Here is a 20,802-nt window from a genome sequence, read left to right on the forward strand (position 1 = left end):
AAGGCAGGCTCTGGGGTGTGCATTATTCCCATCACCGTGTCAGGTATTTTTTATGTCGCTACGCGTCTGTATCCTGGAAACCGATATCCTGCGTCCAGGCTTGATCGATCAATACCAAGGGTATGGGCAGATGTTCAAGCGCCTGTTCTCCAAGCAACCCATCCCCGCTGAGTTTGTCGTGTACAACGTGGTGAACGGCGAATACCCATCGGACGATGAAGTGTTCGACGCGTACCTGGTAACCGGCAGCAAGGCCGACTCCTTCGGCACTGACCCTTGGATCCAGACCCTCAAGACCTACCTGCTCGAACGTTACGAGCGCGGCGACAAGCTCCTCGGTATCTGCTTCGGTCACCAGTTGCTGGCGCTGCTGCTCGGCGGCAAGGCTGAGCGCGCCGGCCAGGGTTGGGGCATCGGCATTCACGATTACAAGCTCGACGCCAAGGCGCTGTGGATGAGCCCGGAAGTGGAAGAGCTGACGCTATTGATCAGCCACCAGGACCAAGTGACCACGCTGCCGGAAAATGCCACGGTCATCGCGTCCAGCGCGTTTTGCCCGTTCGCCGCGTACCACATCGGCGATCAAGTGCTGTGCTTCCAAGGCCACCCGGAATTTATCCACGACTATTCCCGCGAATTGCTGGAGATTCTTCAGACAACGCTGGGTGAAAAGGTCTACACAAACGGCGTCGCCAGCCTTGAACGCGACCACCACGGCGCCACTGTGGCGGAATGGATGATGCGCTTTGTGGCACACAAGCCCGAGGCCCGGGTTTAAAGCCATCCCGAACGTTTGAAGCTGGCCCACAGGCCGGTGCAACCGGTCGCAATAAACCCGAGCACCGCAAAATAGCCGTAGTGCCATTGCAGCTCGGGCATGTTCTGGAAGTTCATCCCATAAATCCCCGCCACCGCAGTGGGGAACGCCAGGATTGCCGCCCATGCGGCGAACTTGCGCTGCACCACGCTCTGGCGCGAGGCCTCCAGTAATACACCGATCTCGATGGTCTGGCTGGCGATATCGCGCAGGGTGGTGAGGTCTTCCATCTGCCGTGTCACGTGGATCTGCACGTCACGGAAATACGGGCGCATGTTCTTGTCGATAAACGGAAAACTCAGCTTCTGCAGCTCCTGGCTGATCTCCACCATCGGCGCCACGTAACGCTTGAGCCGCAGCACGTCGCGACGTAGGCCATGGATCTTCTGGATGTCGCGTTCACTCAGCGAACTGCACAGCACGTTACGCTCCAGCTCATCGATCTCGGCATGGATCGCTTCACTCACCGGCTGGTAGTTCTCGGTGACAAAATCCAGCAGCGCATAGAGTACGAAATCTTCCCCATGCTCCAGCAACAGCGGTCGCGCCTCACAGCGTTGGCGCACAAAGCCGTAGGACGCCGAGTGACCGTTGCGTGCGGTGATGATGTAGCCATTACCGGCAAAGATATGGGTTTCGATAAACTCCAGCTTGCCGTTCTCGCGCACCGGTGAATAGGTGACGATAAACAGTGCATCGCCGAAGGTTTCAAGCTTGGGGCGGCTGTGTTTTTCCAGAGCGTCTTCGATGGCCAGCTCATGCAGGTTGAACTGGCGTTGCAAGTTGGTCAGTTCCTGGGCGTTGGGTTCTTCCAGGCCGATCCATACAAAGTGACCAGGTTTGGCGGCCCAGGCCGCGCCTTCGTCGAGGGTGATATCAGAGACTTTCTTACCGGCGCTGTAGACGGCGGCCGCAACAACTCTACCCATGGTGCTGATCACTTCTTATTGGGGGGACAGATGTTGGGCAGCTTAGCTTGAATGGCGTTCCGTTGTAGCTGCCGTTGTAGTAAGCGAGCTTGCTCGCGCTGGGGTGCGAAGCGCCCCCCAATCGTTATTCAGGCCGCCCGCAACTCACGATCCATCCGCGCAATGCATTCATCCATCTGCGCATAACAGGCCTGCATCAACGCCGGGATGTCATCCACCGTCATGCCTGTAGTAGGAATTGGCGGCAACGAACGTATGAGCACATCACCACTGTTCCAGCGATTAAGCCGCATGTGAGTGACGTAATTGCTGACACACACCTGCACGATCGGCACACCCGCCGCGATCGCCATATGGAACGCACCCTTCTTGAACGGCAGCAAACCGTTACCCAGGTTGCGCGTACCTTCCGGGAATACCCAAATCGACGTGTCTTTATGTTGCAGTGTCTGGGTCGTGGTGAGCATCGCACGGCGCGCCTTGTGCGCATTGCCCCGGTCGATCAACACATTGCCCGCCAGCCAGAACAACTGGCCGAACAGCGGCACCCATTTCAGGCTTTTTTTGGCGATACACACCGTGCGGTACGGCACCACATTGCCCACGACAAACAGGTCATAGTTGGACTGGTGGTTTGCGATCACCACGCAGGTGCCGGGCTTGTTGCGCAACGAGTCCACATCGGCTTTTACGTTCAAACGCAGAATCCACATGGCCGGCAGCGCGTAAAGGCGGGCACACAGGCGGCTGTTGTCCGGATTGAATGGCCGGCAGATACCTACCAGCACACCCAGCACACCGGCGAGCATAAAGTGCAGGCTCATCAACAACATACGCAACAGATAAAGCATCGACACGGCCTATCGAGACAAAAGGTGGCGCAGTGTACGGATGTGCACTGGATTCGGCAATTACCCCGGTAGAGGTAGGAGATGGCCGATGTTTTAGTGCATGTTTCAACATCTGCCGACACTGGCGGGCTAGAGCGGCTGAAGATCATTCGGTTTGAAGTGTAAGAAAAAGCCCGACTCAAGGTCGGGCTCTGGCGTATCAGATGTAAGGGTTTAGCTCAGGATATGCCCTTGGTCCTGGATGATTGCCTCGTCCAAGGCCTCCAGCAGTTCCTTACGCACCTTCAACTTGGTGTGCTTGTGGGCGTTCATATTAAGCTTCTTCAACTGACGCGCTGCTTCCAGCGCCGCTGCCTGCAACTCCTCCGGCGCGACCACCTTATCGAGGAAGCCCGCTTGCAGTGCACCCTGTGGGTCGAACATCTCGGCATTGATTACCGAGCGGTGAAACGCCGACTTGCGTAGCCGATCCCGCGCCAGCTCGATACCCGCGTGGTGCATGGTCATGCCAATCGCCACCTCATTCAGACCGATGCTGAACGGGCCTTCTACCCCAATCCGATAATCCGCTGACAACAGCAAAAACGCGCCCTTGGCCACCGCATGCCCAGGGCACGCCACAATCACCGGAAACGGGTGCGACAACAAACGACGCGCCAACGTCGAACCCGACGTCACCAGGCCGATTGCTTCTTTAGGGCCGGCAGTCATCACCTTCAAATCATAACCACCCGACAAAATCCCCGGCGTGCCGGTGATCACCACCACCGCCCGGTCCTTCTCCGCCTGGTCCAGCGCTTCATTAAAGGCACTGACCACTGCAGGAGAAATGGCATTCACCTTGCCGTTGCTCAAGGTCAGGGTCGCGATACCGTCTTCGAGGTGGTAGGCAATCAACTCACTCATGACGCGGTTCCTTGTAGGATTTGTTATAGAAGGCATGTTAATAGACGTGCATGCGCAGACGTTACCCACCACGCCCGCCCCGGTAAAGCACTGTGACTGACTGGCCAGTCAGACTTTTCCCGCACACAGGCGGCTGGAATGCCTGGGGCAGGGCGCAATGGCTGCCCCAGACGCGCGCCGCCGATGCCTGAGAATGGCACAATCACCACCCCTTGCCGGATGCGTCCAGCCATAACCGGCTAACCGCATGAAAATTCTGAAAAAAACCTTTGCCATCAGAAAGGCTTTCGACTACATTAGCGCGCCTCGACAGACTGAACTGGTTTGACGAGATACGGTGAAGTGTCCGAGTGGCTTAAGGAGCACGCCTGGAAAGTGTGTATACAAGAAATTGTATCGAGAGTTCGAATCTCTCCTTCACCGCCACATTCTGAAAACGCAAACCCCTGATTTTCCTAGAGGAAGTCGGGGGTTTGTGGTTTTTGGCGTCTGAAAAATTGCCATATGGGACCAATATGGGACTGGAGACTAATTTTTCGTGGTCAAAAGCCCTTCTATCTATTCCTTCACCATGCTTATGATTGGAAAATTCTCGGAGGGAGTATTGATCGATGCTGATGCATGAAGCAGGTGAAGTAGTACAGGTCGCGGGAGCTGAAAATGCTAACAAAAAGCTGCAGGAAGGCTGGACCTTGCTTGCTGTAACGTCCGCTGGCAATGGGAGTTCAAACGAAAAGACTTTTGTCTGGTACGTTCTCGGCAAGAGACCGGAGATGGGATCTAGTTATTTTGATCAATAGACATTTTTAGGCGTTATGAATGGGGCCTTTGATACGATGTCGCGTGGTGAATAAAAAAGCCGCCCTGGTTTAGGGCGGCTTTTCATTAGCTATTGATGAACTCGACTAAGTTCTCGAGCTGCTGCTTAAGCTCAGGGCAGAATCCCCCCTGAAACTGTACCGTACCCGTATTGAAAACATTCACAATGAAACCGTTGTACTTCGGTTCGGCAAAGAGATAGGCGATACCCGTTTGCTTCTCACTCGGAGTTACGCTGTATTTTTCAGTGATTTCTGTTTTTAATTTCTCGATGTTGTTACAGATTAAAGCCATATCTTCTTCCTTAGCAGGAGCTCAATTCGGGCGTTCTTGCCCTTCTTCAAGATATGGGTAATACATTTTTTTTCAAGTGGCCAAATGATATTGTCTGTTTGTACCAGCGCTCCCTCGCGTGTTTACCTAAGATTTATTGGATGATTTTCGGAGACTTTCAGCTCTTTGACGCCTGTGACAGCTCCAGTGCCAACTCCAGCATCCCCACCACATCTGGTCCGTCTTCGTTTATCCACGTCCCATAGTGTTGGCGGATCATGTTTCCATTGGTATGCCCCATTTGTTCGGCAATCCAATCGATTGATGCGATCCCTGTGGTTAGGAGCTGACTGGCGTACGTGTGGCGGCACTGGCCAGGCCCGCGATAGCGAACGCCAGCCGCAAGCAAATGAGTCTTGAAAAACCTATCACGCACCACGAAGTCGCTGACGTGCGGCAGGCCGCTTTTCGTATTCAGGAAGACGAAGTGCAGTTTGTGCTTCCGTACTGTCTTGTTGTCCCGCTCAACAATGTCGACGGATTCTGCTTTTCTGTTGCGGTTAAGGGCATCGATCTTCTGCAGCGCATCCCAAGCGGGTGCGAGCATGCGAACCTTGCGAGTCGATCTGCGGGTTTTCGTCACACGGTAAGCCCCCCGTACCTTGGATCGACGGAACGTAACCGTGCCTTGCTCCAGGTCGACATCCTCCCAGGCTAAGGCGATAGTTTCGGATACACGGGGGCCTGCCCATATCATGAACTGAATCATCAACAGCTCTTGCGTACGGTTAGTGTGGGTTTCGAGGATCTGTTTTATTTCGGCCCTGGTGAACGGGTCGGGTGCCTCGGGATCTGGTAGCCGCACCATCAAACCCTCAGTCGGGTCGTGCGCTACTTTCATTCTGGTGCGATACAGCCTAAACACTTGGCGTACGTTGCTGATTATGTCGCGGATGGTCTTGTTTTTGAGCGTTTTCGACAGGCTTCCCTGTATCCATTCCTGCAGGTCCAGGTGGTCGATGTTGTTGATCTGTATTTTCCCCCAGCGCGGTCTTACGTGGACCTCCGCCTTGTTGGCGTAGCCTCGATAGCTCGACGCGGCAACGCTGTTGGCTTTGATCTTTAACCACAAGTCCAGGTAGTGACCGAAGGTGTTTTCCACCAACTTGACCGAGTTGGGAAAGTGCCGTGCGTAATCGAACGTGCCGGTCTGGATTTCGTATTCAATGATGTCGGCCAGGCGCCGTGCCTGGGCCACGATTGCGGGTGTGTTGCCACCTGGGATTGTTTCCCTGCATTTCTCCCCGTTGTACTGAAAATAGATTCTCACGGATTTCCCGCGAGCTTCGACCCCACTCATGTAAACCCCTAACGCTGTGCTTGTGTATCGACAGTCTGACGATCGGAAACAAAAAGGCCCGTTTCCGGGCCAAGTATCTGGTAGCGCATTTTCTGGTGGACGCTGCTTACCGTTTAGGCTTGTGGCTACGTAGATGGGCGTTCTGCAGTTGGCGCAGCCGGCTGCATTTCAAGTGATTGCCCTGGGCTCGCCAATTGCCGCATTGGTCGCAAACGCTGGTGTAATCAATGTTCCAGGGAAAGCGCCGTGCTGGTGCTGCAGGACTATCAGACATTGCGTGATACGCCCCGGGTTGCCGGCTTGGCGAGTAGTTGGGCGACGACGGCGGCATCCGTTTCGCTAAGTTCGCCCAGGGTGCTGGCCATCTGGCTGAGGCTTTCAAGGCGGGTTCGTGATTCCGGGGTTTTGTGTACCAGGTAACCAATGACGGCCGCGCCGATAATCGCGGTGGCCACCAGGTGGCGTGCCGGTGTGGTAGCCTTCGCGCCGCTGCTTAGGTTCTGTGCTTGCATGGTATTGCCCTCTGTTGCGGTTAGGTGTCGGGGAGCTGCAACTCCTCGACACTGCTTCTTTTAAGGTCAGTCCTTACGGGCCAGGTGGATCACCAGGCCGTCAAAATCCGGCTCATGCTCAACGCATGACTGCCACTCCAACACCCTCAAAATCTGTTGCCTGCTGCAGTCGTCCACTAGGATTTCGCGCTGGCCACCGGCTGCCCTAACTTCCAGGATCTCCAACAAACCATCCTCCCCATATGCACCGGCCTGGATGATCGGTGCGCTCTCGCCGGTGAATTCCAGGCGGTCCTGCACGGACTGCAGCTTGCTTGTTTTGCCGTCGCCGGCATTGCCCATAAATACTTGGATCTGCATCGGTCTTGCTCTCCTTTACGCCTTGAATGTCCAGCACTTCACTGTGGTCGGCCGGGGTTGTGAACACGGGTTACGGCCGTTGAACGCAGCACGTACAGCGCTGTGTACGGCCTTGTTGCTGTCCAGAAACTTGCGGGAACGGGACTCTTTGAGCAGGTCGCGCAACGTGGCCACGTCGGCCAGCTTCTGTTTGTGTTCGGCGGCACGCTCACAGAATTCGTTGAGGTTGATAGCAATCACGGTGGGGTCGCTGCTGTGGTCGACCACCGGGTCTTCGCTCAAGGATTCGAGGTAGTCGTAAACCTCCCAAAACTCGGCCACGGCTGCATGGTCGGAGCTGATCGACGCCTGGCGCTCGATGGCCATCCGCACGATCTGGCGCTGTGTGGCGGCGACCTGAGGGTCACTCAATTTCAGTACCAGGCGAATGCCGTCCAGCAGCGAGAGCATTTGCGCGTGGTTTTTGCTGATGCGCTCCACGCGGATGTAGCCGCGCAGGTCATAGCCGCAACTGGTGCAATTGCCCTGGTCACTGGCATAGGCCGTGCTGCAGGCGAAGCAATGGGAGTGCAAACGACGCAGCTTCGATTCGTGTTCAGGCATGCGCTGGGCGAACAGCTCAAGCACCGCGGATTCCTTGCTCACGGCCCGCAACAGGAAGTGACTGAGGGTGCCGCCGTCCAGGGCGTTGAGTTGATCAGCAGCAGCACGGCTTTCCGGCGTGACGGTCGGGCGTACAAAGTGCAACTTCACAATCCGCGTCATGATCGCTTCGTGGGCGACCACGGCCGCGTTCTGGCTGATCGCGATCGTTCCCCTGAATGGAGGCTCATACGTTTCGTTGCCGGCCGTCTTGACGCCTTTGGTTGCCAGGGTGCCGCCGCCGTAGAAGTCTTTCAGCTCGTCCCATTCGAAGGTTTTAGCGTGTGCCCGATCATCGCCATGGCGATCCGCTTCCAGGAACACCACTGGCATGCCGGAGACCTGGCCCATCAGGCGAGAGCGCCCAGCCTTGGTGGATTTCATAGGGTCAAATCCTTCATAGCCTTCGCGGCCGAGTAGTTTCCAAAGGAGGTTCAAGAGGGTGGTTTTGCCGGCGCCGGCCTCACCTGTGGCTTCCAGGAAAGGGAAGGACTGATAGCGGGCGCGGATCTGTTCGCAGAACAACGAGCCAAAGAAGAACACCAGCGCGACGAAGCCCTGGGCGCCGAAGCATGTCCACAGCAATTGCACCCACTTCTCGTCAAAGCCCTTTGCTTCGCGCTGCAGCTTGATAGGGACGCCTTTCTGCAGGGTCTTCAGGCGCAGCTTGCCGAACTCGAAATAGTCTTCGCTGTTGACCTTGTAGGTGGTGCCGTCCTTGATCGCGATGTCACCGTAGACGTAGCAGGCGTATTCCTTGCTGTAGCCCACGTAGTCGATCGTTGAGACAGTTTTGATGCCGAATAGCTGATCTTTCATGAGCTTGTCGAGCTGCTGGCCACTGCCTGTGAACATGGCACCTGCCGCCATGCCGAGCAGTCGCTTTTTGAACTCGCTCGCGGCCGACAACTGGCCGCTGGTGAAGGTGTTTTTCACACTTTCGGAATCGTGGGGGAAGTCCACACGCATGTAGTACCAGGACTCGTCTGTTACCTCGTTTCGCTGGAAATACAGTGCCTGGGGGTAGCAGTTTGCGATCTCCACGACGCTGCCGGATTGCTGCAGCGCTTTTTCGCGCTGTTGCGCCTGGTTCAGCAACTGGTCGTCGTGATTCTCGCTGTCCTCGATGTCGGACATGGCTCGGTTGAATTTCTCCATGTCCAACTTGAACCAGTACAGGCGGCTCCCGAAGCCCAGGTGAAATTCCCCGCGCTTGTTCCAGTCGTACATGAGCAATGCCTTTTCCGCCGCGCTCTCGGCCAGCAGCAGCGCCCCCTGGTGGCGGGCCTGCTTTAGGTCGGTGGCGATCTGGTCGGCGCGTTTGGTTTCGTCTTGGATGAAGCCCCAGCGCTGATGAAGGTCGTTCCAATCTGACTTGCGACCGTCGCGTTGCGGGATCTGCGCTGACTCGCAGACGAAGCCCAGGGCACGTGCGTCGCGGACCCAACGCCTGGTGTAAGCGTTTGCGCTTGGCTCGTTATCCAAAGCCCAAACCAGCTTGGGCAGCTTCCCGCCTTCCCGGGTTTTAATCAGTGCCTTGAGCGAGTCACTAGGGAATGCGTTGGAGGACATTGCAGACACGGCCGCGATGTCGTGGTGCACCAGGGCGATGGCGTCGAAGATCCCTTCGACAATCCAGATCTCTTTGGCTTCCAGCAGGTCGACGCAGGGCGGGCACCACCAGACGCCGCGATAGCTGTCCTTGGACTTGAAGCGGGCCTTCATTTTGCCGAAGCGGTGCGGCTGATCGATCAGGCGTTCCCACCAACCGCCTTTTTCCAGGGCGAACCGCACAGTGGCGCTGCCGGCGTTGTGTTCAACCGAATAGAACGTTTCCTGGGTGAACCACCCCTGGATCAGCTCAAACCGAAACCGGACTGATCGATGCCCTGACCGGCTTCTTCAAGCGTTTCGCTGCAGGTGCGCTGCCCACCGAAACCACTCCACCCCAAACAGAGAGCAAACCCCCAATGGATGAAGCTACAGCAACGGCTCTGACGGCCCTGGTGGCGCAGCTGCTGGTTGTCGCTGCCGGCCTTCAAGCCGTCATTGAGCCCGCCGCCGCAGATGCACCTGAGCCTGATCAGGACCTGATTGATGACGTCAGCACGGCCGTGGACGACATCGTGGCCACCGCCGAGCAAGAGCGCGAATTCCGCCGCCAGAGCAAGGGCAACCAGTCCGTACTTGCCAAGCTGGATGAGCTGCAGAAGCAGTTCAGCGCCCTGCAGAACAACTCCACCGGTCGCCAGTTGCCGCGCAATCCTGGCCCGGTAACCACCGTCAAAAAGCGGGTGCTCTAACATGGCCTATTCACTGAGCGCCTTCGGCGCCCAAATGTTCGCGGAGCTACAACTCGCCATCGCGGAAAGCTATGGCGTCGACCTGGCTACCAAGATGTTCAGCGTCGACCCGACCATTGCCCAGGAGTTGAACGACGCCATCACGGCCAAATCGGACTTCTTGGAGCGGATCAACGTCATCCCGGTGACCGAGATCAAAGGTCAGAAGGTCTTCATTGGCGTGTCGGGTCCGGTCACAGGCCGCACCAACACCAAGACCACCGATCGCGAAGCCAAAGATGCGTCGTCGCTGGATCAGGACACCTACGAGCTGTCGTCGACCGAGTCCGATGTGGGCCTGCCTTACGCCAAGATCGACGCCTGGGCCAAGTTCCCGGACTTCCATCAGCGTTACTCCGCAGCGGTGCAGAAACAGATCGCGCTGGACCGCATTATGGTCGGCTTCCACGGCACCCATGCTGCCGTGCAGACCGACATCGAAAAATACCCGATGCTGCAGGACGTCAACAAAGGCTGGCTGCAACAGGCACGTGAACAGATCCCAGCCCAGGTCCTCAAGGAAGGCAAGGTCGCCGGCAAAGTCACTCTCGGCGCCGGTGGCGATTACGCCAACCTCGATGCCCTGGTGCATGACACCAAGCAATTGGTTGATGAGCGCCTGCGCGATGCCGGCGACCTGATCGCGATCATCGGCACCGACCTGCTGGCCGCTGACAAGGCCAAGCTGTATTCGAAGCAGGGCGACACCCCGACCGAAAAAGAGCGCATCGAAGAGGCCCAGGTGATCGCCACGTATGGCGGCTTGCCGAGCTTTAGCGTGCCGTTTTTCCCGGTCAACGGTGTGGTCGTCACCAGTTGGGACAACCTGTCGATCTACTTCCAGGACTCCAGCTGGCGCAAGCAGACCGTCGACAATCCAAAGCGCTCCCGCGTTGAGGACTACAACAGCCGCAATGAAGGTTATGTGATCGAGCAGCTGGAAAAGTTCGCCATGACCGAAAACGTGGAGCTTGTGGCGTGAGTCTGGCCCTGGCGCACAAGCGGCGCACCATCGCGCTGGGAGGCGCCGCCATTACGGCGGCTGCCGTCTCCGCAGCGCTTCCTTACTCGCCGGCGGAAGCCCTGAGCAGCCCCGCCAATGCACGCAAGCACCTGCTGCTGCAGGAAGCGGCATTGGACCAGGACCTGGCGCGCATCAGCGCAATCAATGGCCTGGCTGGGCGCCAGGCGCTTAAGCGCGACGAGCTGCTGCCCAAGTACCAGGAATACGTCCAGCGCTATTGCGAGTCGGGTTTGGTCTTCCCAAATCGCGTTGCGGTGCAGGTGTTGGTCTGGCTGTTCGATACCGCCCAGTTCGAAGACGCCCTGGAGCTGGCCGACGTCCTGATCGAGCAGGGCCAGCAGATGCCGGAGCGCTTCAAGCGCCGCGACATCCAGACCTTTGTCGCTGACGCCGTGTGTGAGTGGGCCTACGCCGAATACAAAGCCAATCGCAGCCCGGAGCCTTACCTCTCGGACCTGCTGCCGCTGGTTGATGGTGAGTGGCAACTGACGGAGCAGATCCCGAGCAAGTACCACAAGTTGATCGGCATACGCGCCATGGAGGCCGAGCAGTGGGAAACCGCGCTCAAGCACCTGGAGCGCTCGACGGAGCTGTACGCCCAAGCCGGCAACGACACCCGTATCAAAAGGGTCCGCAAGGCCCTGGAAAAACAAGCGGCTGATACCCCGGCCACCGAATAACCGACTACCCCCCCCAGCGTGGACCTGTGGAAGTGAGCCGCCCATTTATGGACCGTCCCACTGAAAACAGGCTCCCCGCCCTATTTGAGCGGTCAGCATGAGCTTTTCAGGTAAACCCACCACCCTGGTGGAACTGGCGATCGAGAATGACGGCTTTTGGCCGAACCTCGATGTGGCCGAGTTTCAGAAGGGCTATCGCCTGCCGGCGGAATACCTGGTGGAACTGCTGACGGCTGAATTGACCACGGCGATGACCGAGGTCAACAGCGACTTGGCCACGTGCAAAGCGCGTTGGCAGAACCAAGGTGTCACCACCTTGGAATCTGCTGACCCTATGGTGCTGCCCGAGCGCACATTTCAAGCAGCGACGTACAAACGTGCCGTTTACTGCAGGGCCAAAGCCAGCCTTTTGCCCCAGTTCGCAACCATCATCCGCCGCGAAAGCGCCGAAAACCTGGGCAAGGAATTGCCCGATCGCCCGGAAACCTTCCTGGCATTCAGCCAACAGGCCGTGCGCTCGTTGCAGGGCCGTGGCCGCATCACGGCGGCGTTGCTATGAACAAGCTCCGCGCCCTGACCACCTACCTGATCGGCCTCGACCTGGTGCTGCCCGAGCAGATCGACAGCTGGGCCGAGCAGGTCAACTTAGATTTGATCTGGAAAGACACCACCCAGGGCCTGCACATGGGCGATATGCGTTATCGCGCCGTAGTCGTGATCGAGCGATTTGCCGGCAACCCGGCGCTGTTGATGGCGCTCCTGGGCGGCTGGCTGGAAACCAACGATCCCGATCGGGACGACGACCTGCCGGCGCCGACGTTCGCCGTCGACCAGGTCACCCCGGACGAAGCAGATCTGGAACTGACCCTGGAGTTTGTCGAGGCGCAGCACTTGACCGAAGACCCCAACGGCTTGGTCGAGGCGTTCGGCAAGAAGTGGGGCCTGGTCGACTTCGACCTGTGGGTGGCTGTTCTGGTCGTGCCCCAGTTGCACGGTAATGACCTGGGCGTACTGGCTGGGCGCCTGGCCAACGCTGCCGTCAGCATTGCTGACAGTCCTATGCGCGTGGCCAGCGGCGCGGTATTGGCCCTGGGCAGTGTGCCCAAAGACAAAGAAGGCCTGCCCCTGCCATCGGCCGTCCGATCGGAACTCGACAAGGCGCGCTTCTCTGTCTCGCAAACCTACCCCGACTACCCGGGCGTGTTCTGGGGCGACGGCAACATGCTCGAGCCCACCATCGAGAACATGGGTACGGCCAAGTGGCTGGAAGACGAAAACTGGAAACGCATGGAATTTGCCGTCGCAAGCGGCATTGCCCGTGCGTTGAACGGATAGGAACCACATGGCCGATCGTAGCGCCCGCCTGGACTTCATCCTGGCCCTGACCGACAAGGTCACCGCGCCCCTGGGCAAGGTGAAGATGGGCTTTTCCGAGCTGACCGAGCAAAGCGAAAAGAACATCAAGACCATGGGCATGGGCCTGGCCGGTGTGACGGGCGCTTTTGTCGGCATCAACGAATCACTGCAGCCCGCTCTGGAGATGAACCGCGCCCTGGGCGAGGTCAAATCCCTGGGTGTGGCCGAAGGTGCGCTGACGGCGTTGAACCAAAAGGCCCTCGAATTCTCGGTGAACTATGGCGAGAACGCCCGGGATTTTGTCGCATCGGCCTACAGCATTGAGGGCGCTATCAAGGGCCTGACCGGCAGCCAGCTAGCCACCTTCACCAACACCAGCAACCTGTTGGCCAAGGCCACCAAATCCGACGCCGAGACCATGGGCGCCTACGTGGGCACCATGTACAACCTGTTTAAAGGCCAGGCTGACGCCATGGGCAAGGGCGAATGGGTTGAAAAGCTTGGCGGGCAGACGGCCCTGGCGGTGCAGTTGTACCGACATCGGCGTCAACACCATGGACAGCGCTGCAGCCGCGCAGCGCGCCCAGCAGACCATCAATGCGGCCATTCCAAGCCTGTCACCGGTACGCCCCAACGCCGTGCCCCAGGGCGGGCTGCTGACGAGCATCCAGAACAACAACAGCAGCCAGAGCAGGGGCATGCATGTGGAGAAAGTCGAGATCCATAACAGCAAGCCTATGACCTCTCTGGAGATGGAAAACATGGTTGCCATGTCGGTGGGCGGATGAGCGAGTACATCGATCTTTTGATTGTTAGCAATGACCTGGTGCTGGATCCGTCGCGTCAGCCGCTGCTGATTGATGACCGGGCCAGCATTGCCCAGGACATCGCTCACATGATCCGCGACAGCGGCCTGTTGGTCACCCTGGTGGCCGAGCGCGATCGGCTCAAGCAACGCGACTGTATCCAGCAGTTGGAACTGTTGGTGGAGGCCGACGAGCGCCTGGTACCGGGCACGGCGCAGATCACCCAACTGCAGCCTGGCCAGTACCTGGTCACGGCAACAACCCTGAAGTTCGGCAATATCGAGGTGACTTTGTGAGTGACGTAGATTTCAAGCAGGCGCTGGCCGACGCCGGCATTCCAACCACCGAGGCGGGGCTCCTGCAGGCGTGGGAAAAAGAGGTAGACGCCCAGGGCAGCAAATTGAGCAACACCAGCGCCTATTCGCCGTTCTGGCGGGTGGTGCGCGCCCTGGTGACCAAGCCGGTGCTATGGATCCTGGATTTTTTCGTGGCCACGGTGCTGCCCAACTTTTTCGTCAAGACCGCTGTAGACGCCTGGCTCGATATGCTGGCCTGGGCCGTCAACGTCGAGCGTAAGGGTGCTACCAAGGCCAAGGGCTTTTTGCTGTTCACCCGCGAAGCCGCCGGCGGCGCCCTGGAAGTGCCGGCCGGAACGCTGGTGCAGTCCGCATCAATCAACGGCCATATCTACCAGGTGGTGACCACGGCGGTGGGTATCTTCGCCGATGGGTTGATGCAGCTGCAGATCCCGGTCGAGGCGGTCGACACCGGCGCCGGTTTCAACCTGGCCCCGGGTTATTACGCGATCTTGCCGGTACCGGTGCCGGGCATTGCTCAGGTGGTGAACACCGACGGCTGGTTGACTACACCTGGTGCAGATCCTGAGCCCAACGACGAGCTGCGTTTGCGCACCCGCAACCAGTTTTCAGCGGTCAACCAGTGGCACACCGATGCGGTGTACCGCGCCATGATTTCGGCCTTCCCGGGTGTGCGCCCGGATGGCGTGTATTTCCAACATGGCGCGCCACGTGGTCCGGGCAGTGCAAACGCCTTTGTCCTGTTTGACGCGGACGTGCCGGCGGCGACGTACCTGGCGCAAATCAACGCGCATATCCGCGACCAGGGCAACCATGGCCACGGCGATGACCTGTCGGTGATGGTCATGCCTGAAACCCAGCACGCTGTGAAGTTGGAAATCTGGCCACGGTCGACATTGACCACTGAACAGCGTGCAACCCTCAAAGACAACGCCGCGCTGTTCGTGCGTGCGGCGTTTCGTGACAGCACCGCCACGGACTTCCAGCCGACCCTGACCTATCCCCAGTCGCGGTTTTCATTCAGCCGATTAGGTGAAGAACTTCACCAGCAATTCGCCGGCATCGAGTCTCTGCGCTTTGCCACGGCCGACATCATCAGCGAGCTGAACATTCCACGGATCCAGAGCCTGGAGGTGTTGTTGCGTGATTAAGATCAACTTGCCGTTCTGGCTCGATGGCGTCGAGCTGACCAAGCTCAAGGCTGCCGCCCAATCCTGGTGGGAACGCGTCGAGGGCTGGTTGCGCTGGCCGCTTCTGCAGATGGACGCCGACACCTGCCACATCACCGTGCTGGACCTACTGGCCTGGCAGCGCGATATCACCCGCTTCAAGGGCGAGCCTGAGGGCTTGTATCGACTTCGCGTCAAGCACGCCTTTATCAATGCCGTCGACGCCGGGAGCACAGCCGGCATGAAACGCATCCTGGTGCGCCTGGGCGTCGGTTACGTTGAGATCGAGGAGCGTCAGCCCGATCGGGATTGGGACGTGGTGTTGCTGCGTTTTTCCGACTCCCAGCTGTCGCAAAACCCTGAGCTGCTGCGCGTGCTGATCCAGCAATACGGCCGCACCTGCCGACGTTATGACTTCTCGACCATCACCCCGGTGACGGTGACCACCGCCATTGTCCATTTTCACGACGATCAGCAAACGCTGGTCGCCAGCCTGTAGGAGCCCCCATGGGAGCCAGCATTACCCTTGCAGGTGAAAGCCTGATTGCGCAGAAACAAGCCGCCGGCGCGGGGCTGAAAGTCACCAAGTTTATTTTTGCCAACTTGCCAGGGCTAGACCCCAGCAGCCCGGTTGATCGTGCCGCCGCCAAGCCCGCAGCGGCGCAGATTGTTTACACCTACGTGATCCCCGACGACAACGCCGGCTACGTGAACCCTAACCAGGTGGTCTACAGCTCGCAGATTGGATCGGATGTCGGTGACTGGGACTTCAACTGGATCGGCCTGGAAACTACCGAAGGCACGCTGTTCGCCGTGGCTTATGTGCCGATCCAGCAGAAGCGCCGCAACATCCCGCCGCTGCAGATCGGTAACAACCTGACCCGCAACTTCCTGGTGGTGTTCGACGGCGCGCAGGTACTGACCGGTATCACCATTGATGCCAACACCTGGCAGCACGACTTCACTGTACGCCTGGCCGGCATCGATGAGCGCGAGCGTCAGAGCAACCGCGATATTTTCGGCCGGGCCTGTTTCTTCGGCAGCTCGCTGCAGGTGGAAAAGCTTGGAAATGCGTACCAGCTCAAGCCGGGTACGGCTTACGTCGAGGGCATCCGTCTTGCGCGTTCGGCAGTGCTGGCCATCGTGCCGCCGGCACTGCCCACCACCGCGTGGTTGGATGTGTCGCTGCAGCGCGAATTAAACGACGTCGTCGCCACCTGGCAGGTGGTGTTTGGCGCGGGCAAAGTCGATTACACCGACAGCGCCGGCGCGCGGCATTACTGCGTGGCCATCGCTGACCTGGTTAACAGCAACACGCTCACGGATCGCCGATCGGTTGAAGCAATTGATGGACCATTGGTGACGCACTTTGCGGCCCGCGTTGGCGACTATCCCGATCTGCGCGCCCGGTCCACCACTAAAGAGGATGTGGATCTAGGCAACCTGCCCAAGACGACTCGCTGAACGCCTGGCTGGTGCAGTTCACCCTGTCGGAGAAACTGTCCAACCCAGAGCGGGTGGAGAACCGCCGCGCCGGCAACAAGGTTACGTCGCAGTCCGGCCCAGGTTCGGCCGTCGGCGGCGCCGCTGGTGGCGGTAGCGACGGCACCGGCAATCCCGAGGAGCTGAGCGGCTTTGAACGAACCTTGAAAAAGGTCGACAACTGGTTGGCTCCAACACCATGAAACTGCACCAAGTACTCACGATCAGCGGCACGCCTTACCCATTGATCAAGGGCGAAGTGCGGCTGGATATCAAGAGCCCCGGCCGGGCGACTTTCGCCGTACAGGCAAGCGCCCCGGTCAAAGGCCTGGTGACGCTCGATGTCGGCTACAACGACAGTCCTCTGCAGCGCCACTTCATTGGCTTTGTCGAGCGGTCGACGGCAATCAACAGCGTGCAGCAGATCCTGATCTGCCGCGAACTGGCGGCGATTCTGTCGCAGCCCATGCCGCTGAACCTGCGTCACGTCGACCTGCAGGGCGTGTTGGCCGAGGTCAGCGACAAGACTGGCCTGCGCTTCCGCGTGCCCGACAAGCCCTACGCAAAGGTCAAGGCCCCATTCTTTTATAGCCTGGCCGCCGGTTACCTGGCCATGGACAGCCTGGCCAGCGTGTTCAACATCCCCGACTTCATCTGGCAGCAGCAGGGCGATGGCGAAGTGTTCGTGGGCAGTTGGGTCGACAGCTTCTTTGGCATCCGCCCGCCGCTGCAGCTGCCCGTCGAACTGTTCGACGGTTACCAGGGCAACCAGAGCGCAATGATCGCGGCCCTTCCAGGACTGCGACCAGGTGCAACCATCAACCAGGGCGAAAGGATCACCAGCGTGACCCTTGCCGGCAACCAAATGGCGATCAAATGGACGACGCAATCCGTCGCAGCGTAGAGCGGCAATTCCCCGAACTCACCGGCGGCTACCACCTGCCACGCTTAGGCCGAGTGGTGGCCGTACCCGATGCGCCGACGGCGCCCGGGCTGTGCGACGACTTCCGGCCGCGCTTTGGCGTCGACGTGGAAGTGCTGCTACCCGATGGCGAGCCAGATCCCGCGCTGCCCATTCTGACTGGCCTGCCACTACCGGCGCCGATGGGGGGGCAAGAGGCGGGCATGTTCGGCTTCCCGGAGGAGGGCACCACCGTTGTGGTCAGCTTTGCATACGGCCTGCCACATAAACCCTTTATCACGCAGATCCTGCCCCACGGCCTGAGCTTGCCCCGGGTGCCGAAGGGTGACCAGGTGTGGCAGCACAGCGAGGCTTGTCAGCAGCGCGTCGACGCCGACGGCAACTGGCTACGCCAAACGGATGGCAAGATCCAGGACAAGGCGATCGAACGGGAAGTGGAGGCGATGCAGAACACTGAGAGCTTCCAGAGCCACACCAGGACGGTGGACGACCATTCAACCGAGTCGGTGGGTGGGATAAAGAAGGTCGAGGCGCTGGGTGCGCTCAAGTTGCTGTCGGGCGGATCTGCGAGCCTGGCGGCGGTAGATGATTTACACCAGGCCACGGGACGGGATTTGAACCTGGTGGTGGGGCAGAAGCACAACGCCAGGGTGGGTGGCGATATGGAGGAGCAGATTCAGGGCCTGCGTCGGAGTGTGGCGCAGGTCAGTCAGCGCCTGCAGGCGCCGAAAACGTGGGTTGGCTCCGAGGAGCTAAACATTCTGCAGGTAGTGCTGGACACGCTCCAATTACTATCGGAGATAAACGAGCAGATCGCAACTCATGCGCACGGCCCTACGCCGCCACCAAACAATGCGAGTGCGTTCTCTTTATTTGCATTAAGAACAAGTTCAGCAGCCCTCTTGGTTAGTGAGATCACGCTCTAAGTCTCCGGGCTGAATAGGCTTGAATTTAGCTATATCGTCGCGATGAATCTGCTCGATGTACTTAGATCCTTTCATTGATAAAAACCCATCGGTGGTTTCAAAGTAAGATATTGACCAAGCGAAGCGAGTGAAATCTGGAGACCTATAACCAGCGGCACTGCAGAGGTCGAGGTACCAGATCAAAGCGTAACGATAAACTGCAATAAGGTCGGCAGCGCTATCGCCTACAGTCCACCCCACATCTCCGAACCAGTCATAGGTCGAACTCTTGTCTTTTAGCGCTGCTAAAACATCCCGAAAAGAAAATCGCCTCATGATTTTTCTTAGCGCTGGGCATGTTTTGCCTAGATATAGATCCAGTGCATTGTCATACTCCTTTTCTTCAAAAAAGAGGTGAATATACTTGCGTGCATCTGAAAGCATGCTTTCGACTTCTTTGAATCGGTCGAGATTCAGCCTTGGTACGCCCTCTTCCGGCCTGCCATCGAAAAATATGAGATAAAGTTCGGGGTGCACATTGTGGGCCACTTCGAAGCGCTCCAGATAATTATGTTTTCCAGTTTTATCGAGATGAGCATAGAAATCATTCTTGTGAGAATAATATGATGTAAGCCTTATCTGAGCAGCTGTTTGCTCAGTTGAATGAAAGCTCGCAACGATTGCCGCTGCGGGGATAGCAACTGACAGCAATGCGAGTGGCAGTGTACTTATCGAGATAAAAGTTTGAAGACCTGGGCCTGTAAGAAGCAAGTCATAACCTTGCCATGCAATCAGACCAAATCCGATGAAATAAAATACCGGGATAAAAATACTTAGCCAGAATCCCGATTGGTGTAGCAAGCTTTCATTTGGCTTAAATCTGTAAAATTCCAGCAATTTCAAGCTTCGGCGACCACGCATACGTGCCAAGATAAATAACCCGGCAACAGGTATTAGTAAAGGAAAAATCAATACTGCAATTAATTTTGCAATTTCCAACTTGATAACTCCTTAAGGGCAGGGCGCCGGAAACTGAAGGATAACTTATTCATATATGGATAGCATTGTGAGATTAGGCCAGCCTGCACCACCAGGTTTGCGCATAGGCGCAGCCGTCGATTATCTCAAACCTGCTTAGTACGAACCCCGCTGTGGGCATAACGGATAGCTTTGCGTCGTATAGCGGCGGCAGCGGCTTGGGCTGCATCGGCATATCCGGGTGGATCTCAGCCAGATTCGTAGCCCGTCCCATTCGGTCGTCTTGCGCGCAGATCACTCGCACATCTCCCTTCATTGCTTGGTACCGGCGACGCTCTTCCGGTGACAGGTCCACACCTCGGACCCGCATGGGTGTAACCAACATCCGCATGACCTTGCTCCCGCTCACCAATGGTCTTGATGCTGAATCATCTGCATACACCAGCGGTTCTTCCGCCAACGCCACCATTTCGGCTAGGGTGCCTGCATCGATCGCGTGAGCATCGCGCAGCGCATAGGCTTGGTGCAAAAGCTCCGGTGATGCTTCTGGGGTGCCGGCAGAAGTGTTTAAACGTCCTGTAGGAGCTCGTACCACTCTGGTACGGTAATCAGCTGTATCTGATGCGCGACCATGTAATGTGCCCTTCTTCTTTCTGTATGTGTATACAGTCTTTCAGAAGTGGCTTGTTTGTATCGGCGTCTCCGACCAGGTGCGGCGCCTTTCGCGGGAAATCTGCACGCTTGGAAAAAAAACTGACCAGAGAATCACTTATCCCCCTCCCGCCGACGAGTCCTACCTATGTTTTTTGTGCAAAGGCCAATGTTGTGCAATCAGGCACACAGGCCAAGCCTGCTATAGGCTCGCAGGTGTGGATGTGCATTGCACGGTTTGCAAGGCTTTGTAGAAAAATGTCAAACAATTGCATAGTGTGCCAAGAAGCGTGATGGTGTGGGATATCCGTCAGAGCCCCGGCGCGCGTGATTCACAGGACGAAAAACTGGTAAAACAGAGTGTTTTTAAAATCATAACTGCTCCAATCGAAGCATTGTGAGTTGCTTCGGGAAAATGCTATTCGAGAGCTAGAGATCAAGCGGGGCAGTGCATACAGGCTTATTACAGAGCAATCAGCATTTCACAGTATTTCCGACTGTCCCAATGTTCCGATGGCTCTCACATGGCCCCTAAATGACGGGCCACACTTGTTTATTCATGTTCCCACTTCTCCGTGATTTCTGGTTCTGGTGTGCCGATTTTTTCACACCAAGCTTTCCATCGAATATCCCAGGTATGAACTTCTCCCATATTTTCTGTGTCTGGTTGAGGGAGGGAGAATTGACCAATTATTTCCATG

20 protein-coding genes, 1 tRNA gene and 6 pseudogenes are annotated in these 20,802 nt (G+C 57.7%); 18 read left to right on the top strand and 9 right to left on the bottom strand.

All coding sequences use genetic code 11. From position 1 onward, the window contains the following. The first annotated feature begins 52 nt into the window (after positions 1 to 52). Entirely contained in the window at positions 53 to 778 is a 726-nt protein-coding gene (locus JBO08_RS15260) for an amidotransferase (RefSeq protein WP_220074831.1), read from the top strand. On the opposite strand, the gene JBO08_RS15265 is transcribed toward JBO08_RS15260, so the two are convergent. From JBO08_RS15265 to JBO08_RS15275, 3 genes are all read right to left on the bottom strand, one after another. Next, positions 775 to 1,746, bottom strand: coding sequence for a magnesium and cobalt transport protein CorA (locus tag JBO08_RS15265; RefSeq protein ID WP_065873933.1), 972 nt, complete (start codon positions 1,744 to 1,746; stop codon positions 775 to 777). The genes JBO08_RS15260 and JBO08_RS15265 overlap by 4 nt on opposite strands. A gap of 128 nt (positions 1,747 to 1,874) precedes the next feature. Next, the gene (locus tag JBO08_RS15270) at positions 1,875 to 2,597 is read right to left on the bottom strand and encodes a 1-acylglycerol-3-phosphate O-acyltransferase (protein ID WP_065873932.1); all 723 of its coding nucleotides are present in this window, start codon (positions 2,595 to 2,597) and stop codon (positions 1,875 to 1,877) included. Positions 2,598 to 2,810: 213 nt separating this feature from the next. Continuing rightward, positions 2,811 to 3,503 (bottom strand): crotonase/enoyl-CoA hydratase family protein, encoded by a 693-nt coding sequence (locus tag JBO08_RS15275; protein WP_065873931.1) that lies wholly within the window; start codon positions 3,501 to 3,503, stop codon positions 2,811 to 2,813. 336 nt (positions 3,504 to 3,839) lie between these two features. Here JBO08_RS15275 and JBO08_RS15280 point away from each other — a divergent pair. Both JBO08_RS15280 and JBO08_RS15285 read left to right on the top strand, forming a co-directional pair. Continuing rightward, a tRNA-Ser gene (locus tag JBO08_RS15280) sits at positions 3,840 to 3,929 on the top strand. Between the two features lie 185 nt (positions 3,930 to 4,114). After that, complete coding sequence (locus JBO08_RS15285) at positions 4,115 to 4,303, top strand: hypothetical protein (RefSeq protein ID WP_220074830.1); 189 nt, start codon at positions 4,115 to 4,117, stop codon at positions 4,301 to 4,303. 85 nt (positions 4,304 to 4,388) lie between these two features. Here the strand turns inward: JBO08_RS15285 and JBO08_RS15290 are convergent, their stop codons facing one another. The 5 genes from JBO08_RS15290 to JBO08_RS15310 all read right to left on the bottom strand — a co-directional run bounded on the left by JBO08_RS15290 (position 4,389) and on the right by JBO08_RS15310 (position 9,329). Then, on the bottom strand, positions 4,389 to 4,616 hold the full coding sequence (locus JBO08_RS15290) for a hypothetical protein (protein ID WP_220074829.1): 228 nt from the start codon (positions 4,614 to 4,616) through the stop codon (positions 4,389 to 4,391). A 157-nt stretch (positions 4,617 to 4,773) separates the two neighbouring features. Beyond that, on the bottom strand, positions 4,774 to 5,955 hold the full coding sequence (locus JBO08_RS15295) for a site-specific integrase (protein ID WP_220074828.1): 1,182 nt from the start codon (positions 5,953 to 5,955) through the stop codon (positions 4,774 to 4,776). A 266-nt stretch (positions 5,956 to 6,221) separates the two neighbouring features. Beyond that, positions 6,222 to 6,467, bottom strand: coding sequence for a hypothetical protein (locus JBO08_RS15300; protein WP_220074827.1), 246 nt, complete (start codon positions 6,465 to 6,467; stop codon positions 6,222 to 6,224). A 66-nt stretch (positions 6,468 to 6,533) separates the two neighbouring features. After that, positions 6,534 to 6,827, bottom strand: a complete 294-nt coding sequence (locus tag JBO08_RS15305) for a hypothetical protein (protein ID WP_069078051.1) — start codon at positions 6,825 to 6,827, stop codon at positions 6,534 to 6,536. A gap of 15 nt (positions 6,828 to 6,842) precedes the next feature. After that, positions 6,843 to 9,329, bottom strand: a complete 2,487-nt coding sequence (locus tag JBO08_RS15310) for a toprim domain-containing protein (protein ID WP_258407137.1) — start codon at positions 9,327 to 9,329, stop codon at positions 6,843 to 6,845. A gap of 8 nt (positions 9,330 to 9,337) precedes the next feature. Between JBO08_RS15310 and JBO08_RS15315 the strand changes: the two are divergent. The 15 genes and pseudogenes from JBO08_RS15315 to JBO08_RS15380 all read left to right on the top strand — a co-directional run. Beyond that, a pseudogene (locus tag JBO08_RS15315) lies at positions 9,338 to 9,772 on the top strand (capsid scaffolding protein); the annotation flags it as partial. Position 9,773: 1 nt separating this feature from the next. Continuing rightward, positions 9,774 to 10,793 (top strand): phage major capsid protein, P2 family, encoded by a 1,020-nt coding sequence (locus JBO08_RS15320; RefSeq protein WP_065909410.1) that lies wholly within the window; start codon positions 9,774 to 9,776, stop codon positions 10,791 to 10,793. After that, entirely contained in the window at positions 10,790 to 11,515 is a 726-nt protein-coding gene (gpM, locus tag JBO08_RS15325; protein WP_220074826.1) for a phage terminase small subunit, read from the top strand. Before JBO08_RS15320 ends, gpM begins: the two co-directional genes overlap by 4 nt. Positions 11,516 to 11,612: 97 nt before the next feature. Next, positions 11,613 to 12,074: a head completion/stabilization protein gene (locus tag JBO08_RS15330; RefSeq protein WP_220074825.1), complete on the top strand. Its 462-nt coding sequence runs from the start codon at positions 11,613 to 11,615 to the stop codon at positions 12,072 to 12,074. Beyond that, positions 12,071 to 12,484 (top strand): annotated as a pseudogene (locus JBO08_RS15335) (phage tail protein); the annotation flags it as partial. The gene JBO08_RS15330 and the pseudogene JBO08_RS15335, both read left to right, overlap by 4 nt. After that, positions 12,485 to 12,745 (top strand): annotated as a pseudogene (locus JBO08_RS15340) (DUF2586 family protein); the annotation flags it as partial. Further along, on the top strand, positions 12,737 to 12,850 hold the full coding sequence (locus JBO08_RS28460; RefSeq protein ID WP_405045937.1) for a DUF6890 family protein: 114 nt from the start codon (positions 12,737 to 12,739) through the stop codon (positions 12,848 to 12,850). The pseudogene JBO08_RS15340 and the gene JBO08_RS28460, both read left to right, overlap by 9 nt. 7 nt (positions 12,851 to 12,857) lie before the next feature. After that, a pseudogene (locus JBO08_RS15345) lies at positions 12,858 to 13,409 on the top strand (phage tail tape measure protein); the annotation flags it as partial. 246 nt (positions 13,410 to 13,655) lie between these two features. Continuing rightward, complete coding sequence (locus JBO08_RS15350) at positions 13,656 to 13,973, top strand: DUF2590 family protein (protein ID WP_220074824.1); 318 nt, start codon at positions 13,656 to 13,658, stop codon at positions 13,971 to 13,973. Then, positions 13,970 to 15,145, top strand: coding sequence for a baseplate J/gp47 family protein (locus tag JBO08_RS15355; protein ID WP_220074823.1), 1,176 nt, complete (start codon positions 13,970 to 13,972; stop codon positions 15,143 to 15,145). Before JBO08_RS15350 ends, JBO08_RS15355 begins: the two co-directional genes overlap by 4 nt. Then, positions 15,138 to 15,662: a phage tail protein gene (locus JBO08_RS15360; protein ID WP_220074822.1), complete on the top strand. Its 525-nt coding sequence runs from the start codon at positions 15,138 to 15,140 to the stop codon at positions 15,660 to 15,662. Before JBO08_RS15355 ends, JBO08_RS15360 begins: the two co-directional genes overlap by 8 nt. A gap of 8 nt (positions 15,663 to 15,670) precedes the next feature. Further along, positions 15,671 to 16,612, top strand: a pseudogene (locus JBO08_RS15365) (phage tail protein); the annotation flags it as partial. Next, positions 16,612 to 16,848 (top strand): annotated as a pseudogene (locus JBO08_RS15370) (DNA-binding protein); the annotation flags it as partial. The pseudogenes JBO08_RS15365 and JBO08_RS15370, both read left to right, overlap by 1 nt. After that, positions 16,845 to 17,549: a hypothetical protein gene (locus tag JBO08_RS15375; RefSeq protein WP_220074821.1), complete on the top strand. Its 705-nt coding sequence runs from the start codon at positions 16,845 to 16,847 to the stop codon at positions 17,547 to 17,549. The pseudogene JBO08_RS15370 and the gene JBO08_RS15375, both read left to right, overlap by 4 nt. Then, a complete protein-coding gene (locus tag JBO08_RS15380; RefSeq protein WP_220074820.1) occupies positions 17,522 to 18,493 on the top strand; it encodes a phage baseplate assembly protein V in 972 nt (323 codons plus the stop codon). Before JBO08_RS15375 ends, JBO08_RS15380 begins: the two co-directional genes overlap by 28 nt. On the opposite strand, the gene JBO08_RS15385 is transcribed toward JBO08_RS15380, so the two are convergent. Further along, on the bottom strand, positions 18,458 to 19,471 hold the full coding sequence (locus tag JBO08_RS15385) for a hypothetical protein (RefSeq protein ID WP_220074819.1): 1,014 nt from the start codon (positions 19,469 to 19,471) through the stop codon (positions 18,458 to 18,460). The two genes, JBO08_RS15380 and JBO08_RS15385, sit on opposite strands and share 36 nt — an antisense overlap. Positions 19,472 to 20,802: the final 1,331 nt, after the last annotated feature.

Source organism: Pseudomonas sp. LAP_36 (genome assembly GCF_019456785.1).
GTDB classification, from domain to species: domain Bacteria; phylum Pseudomonadota; class Gammaproteobacteria; order Pseudomonadales; family Pseudomonadaceae; genus Aquipseudomonas; species Aquipseudomonas tritici.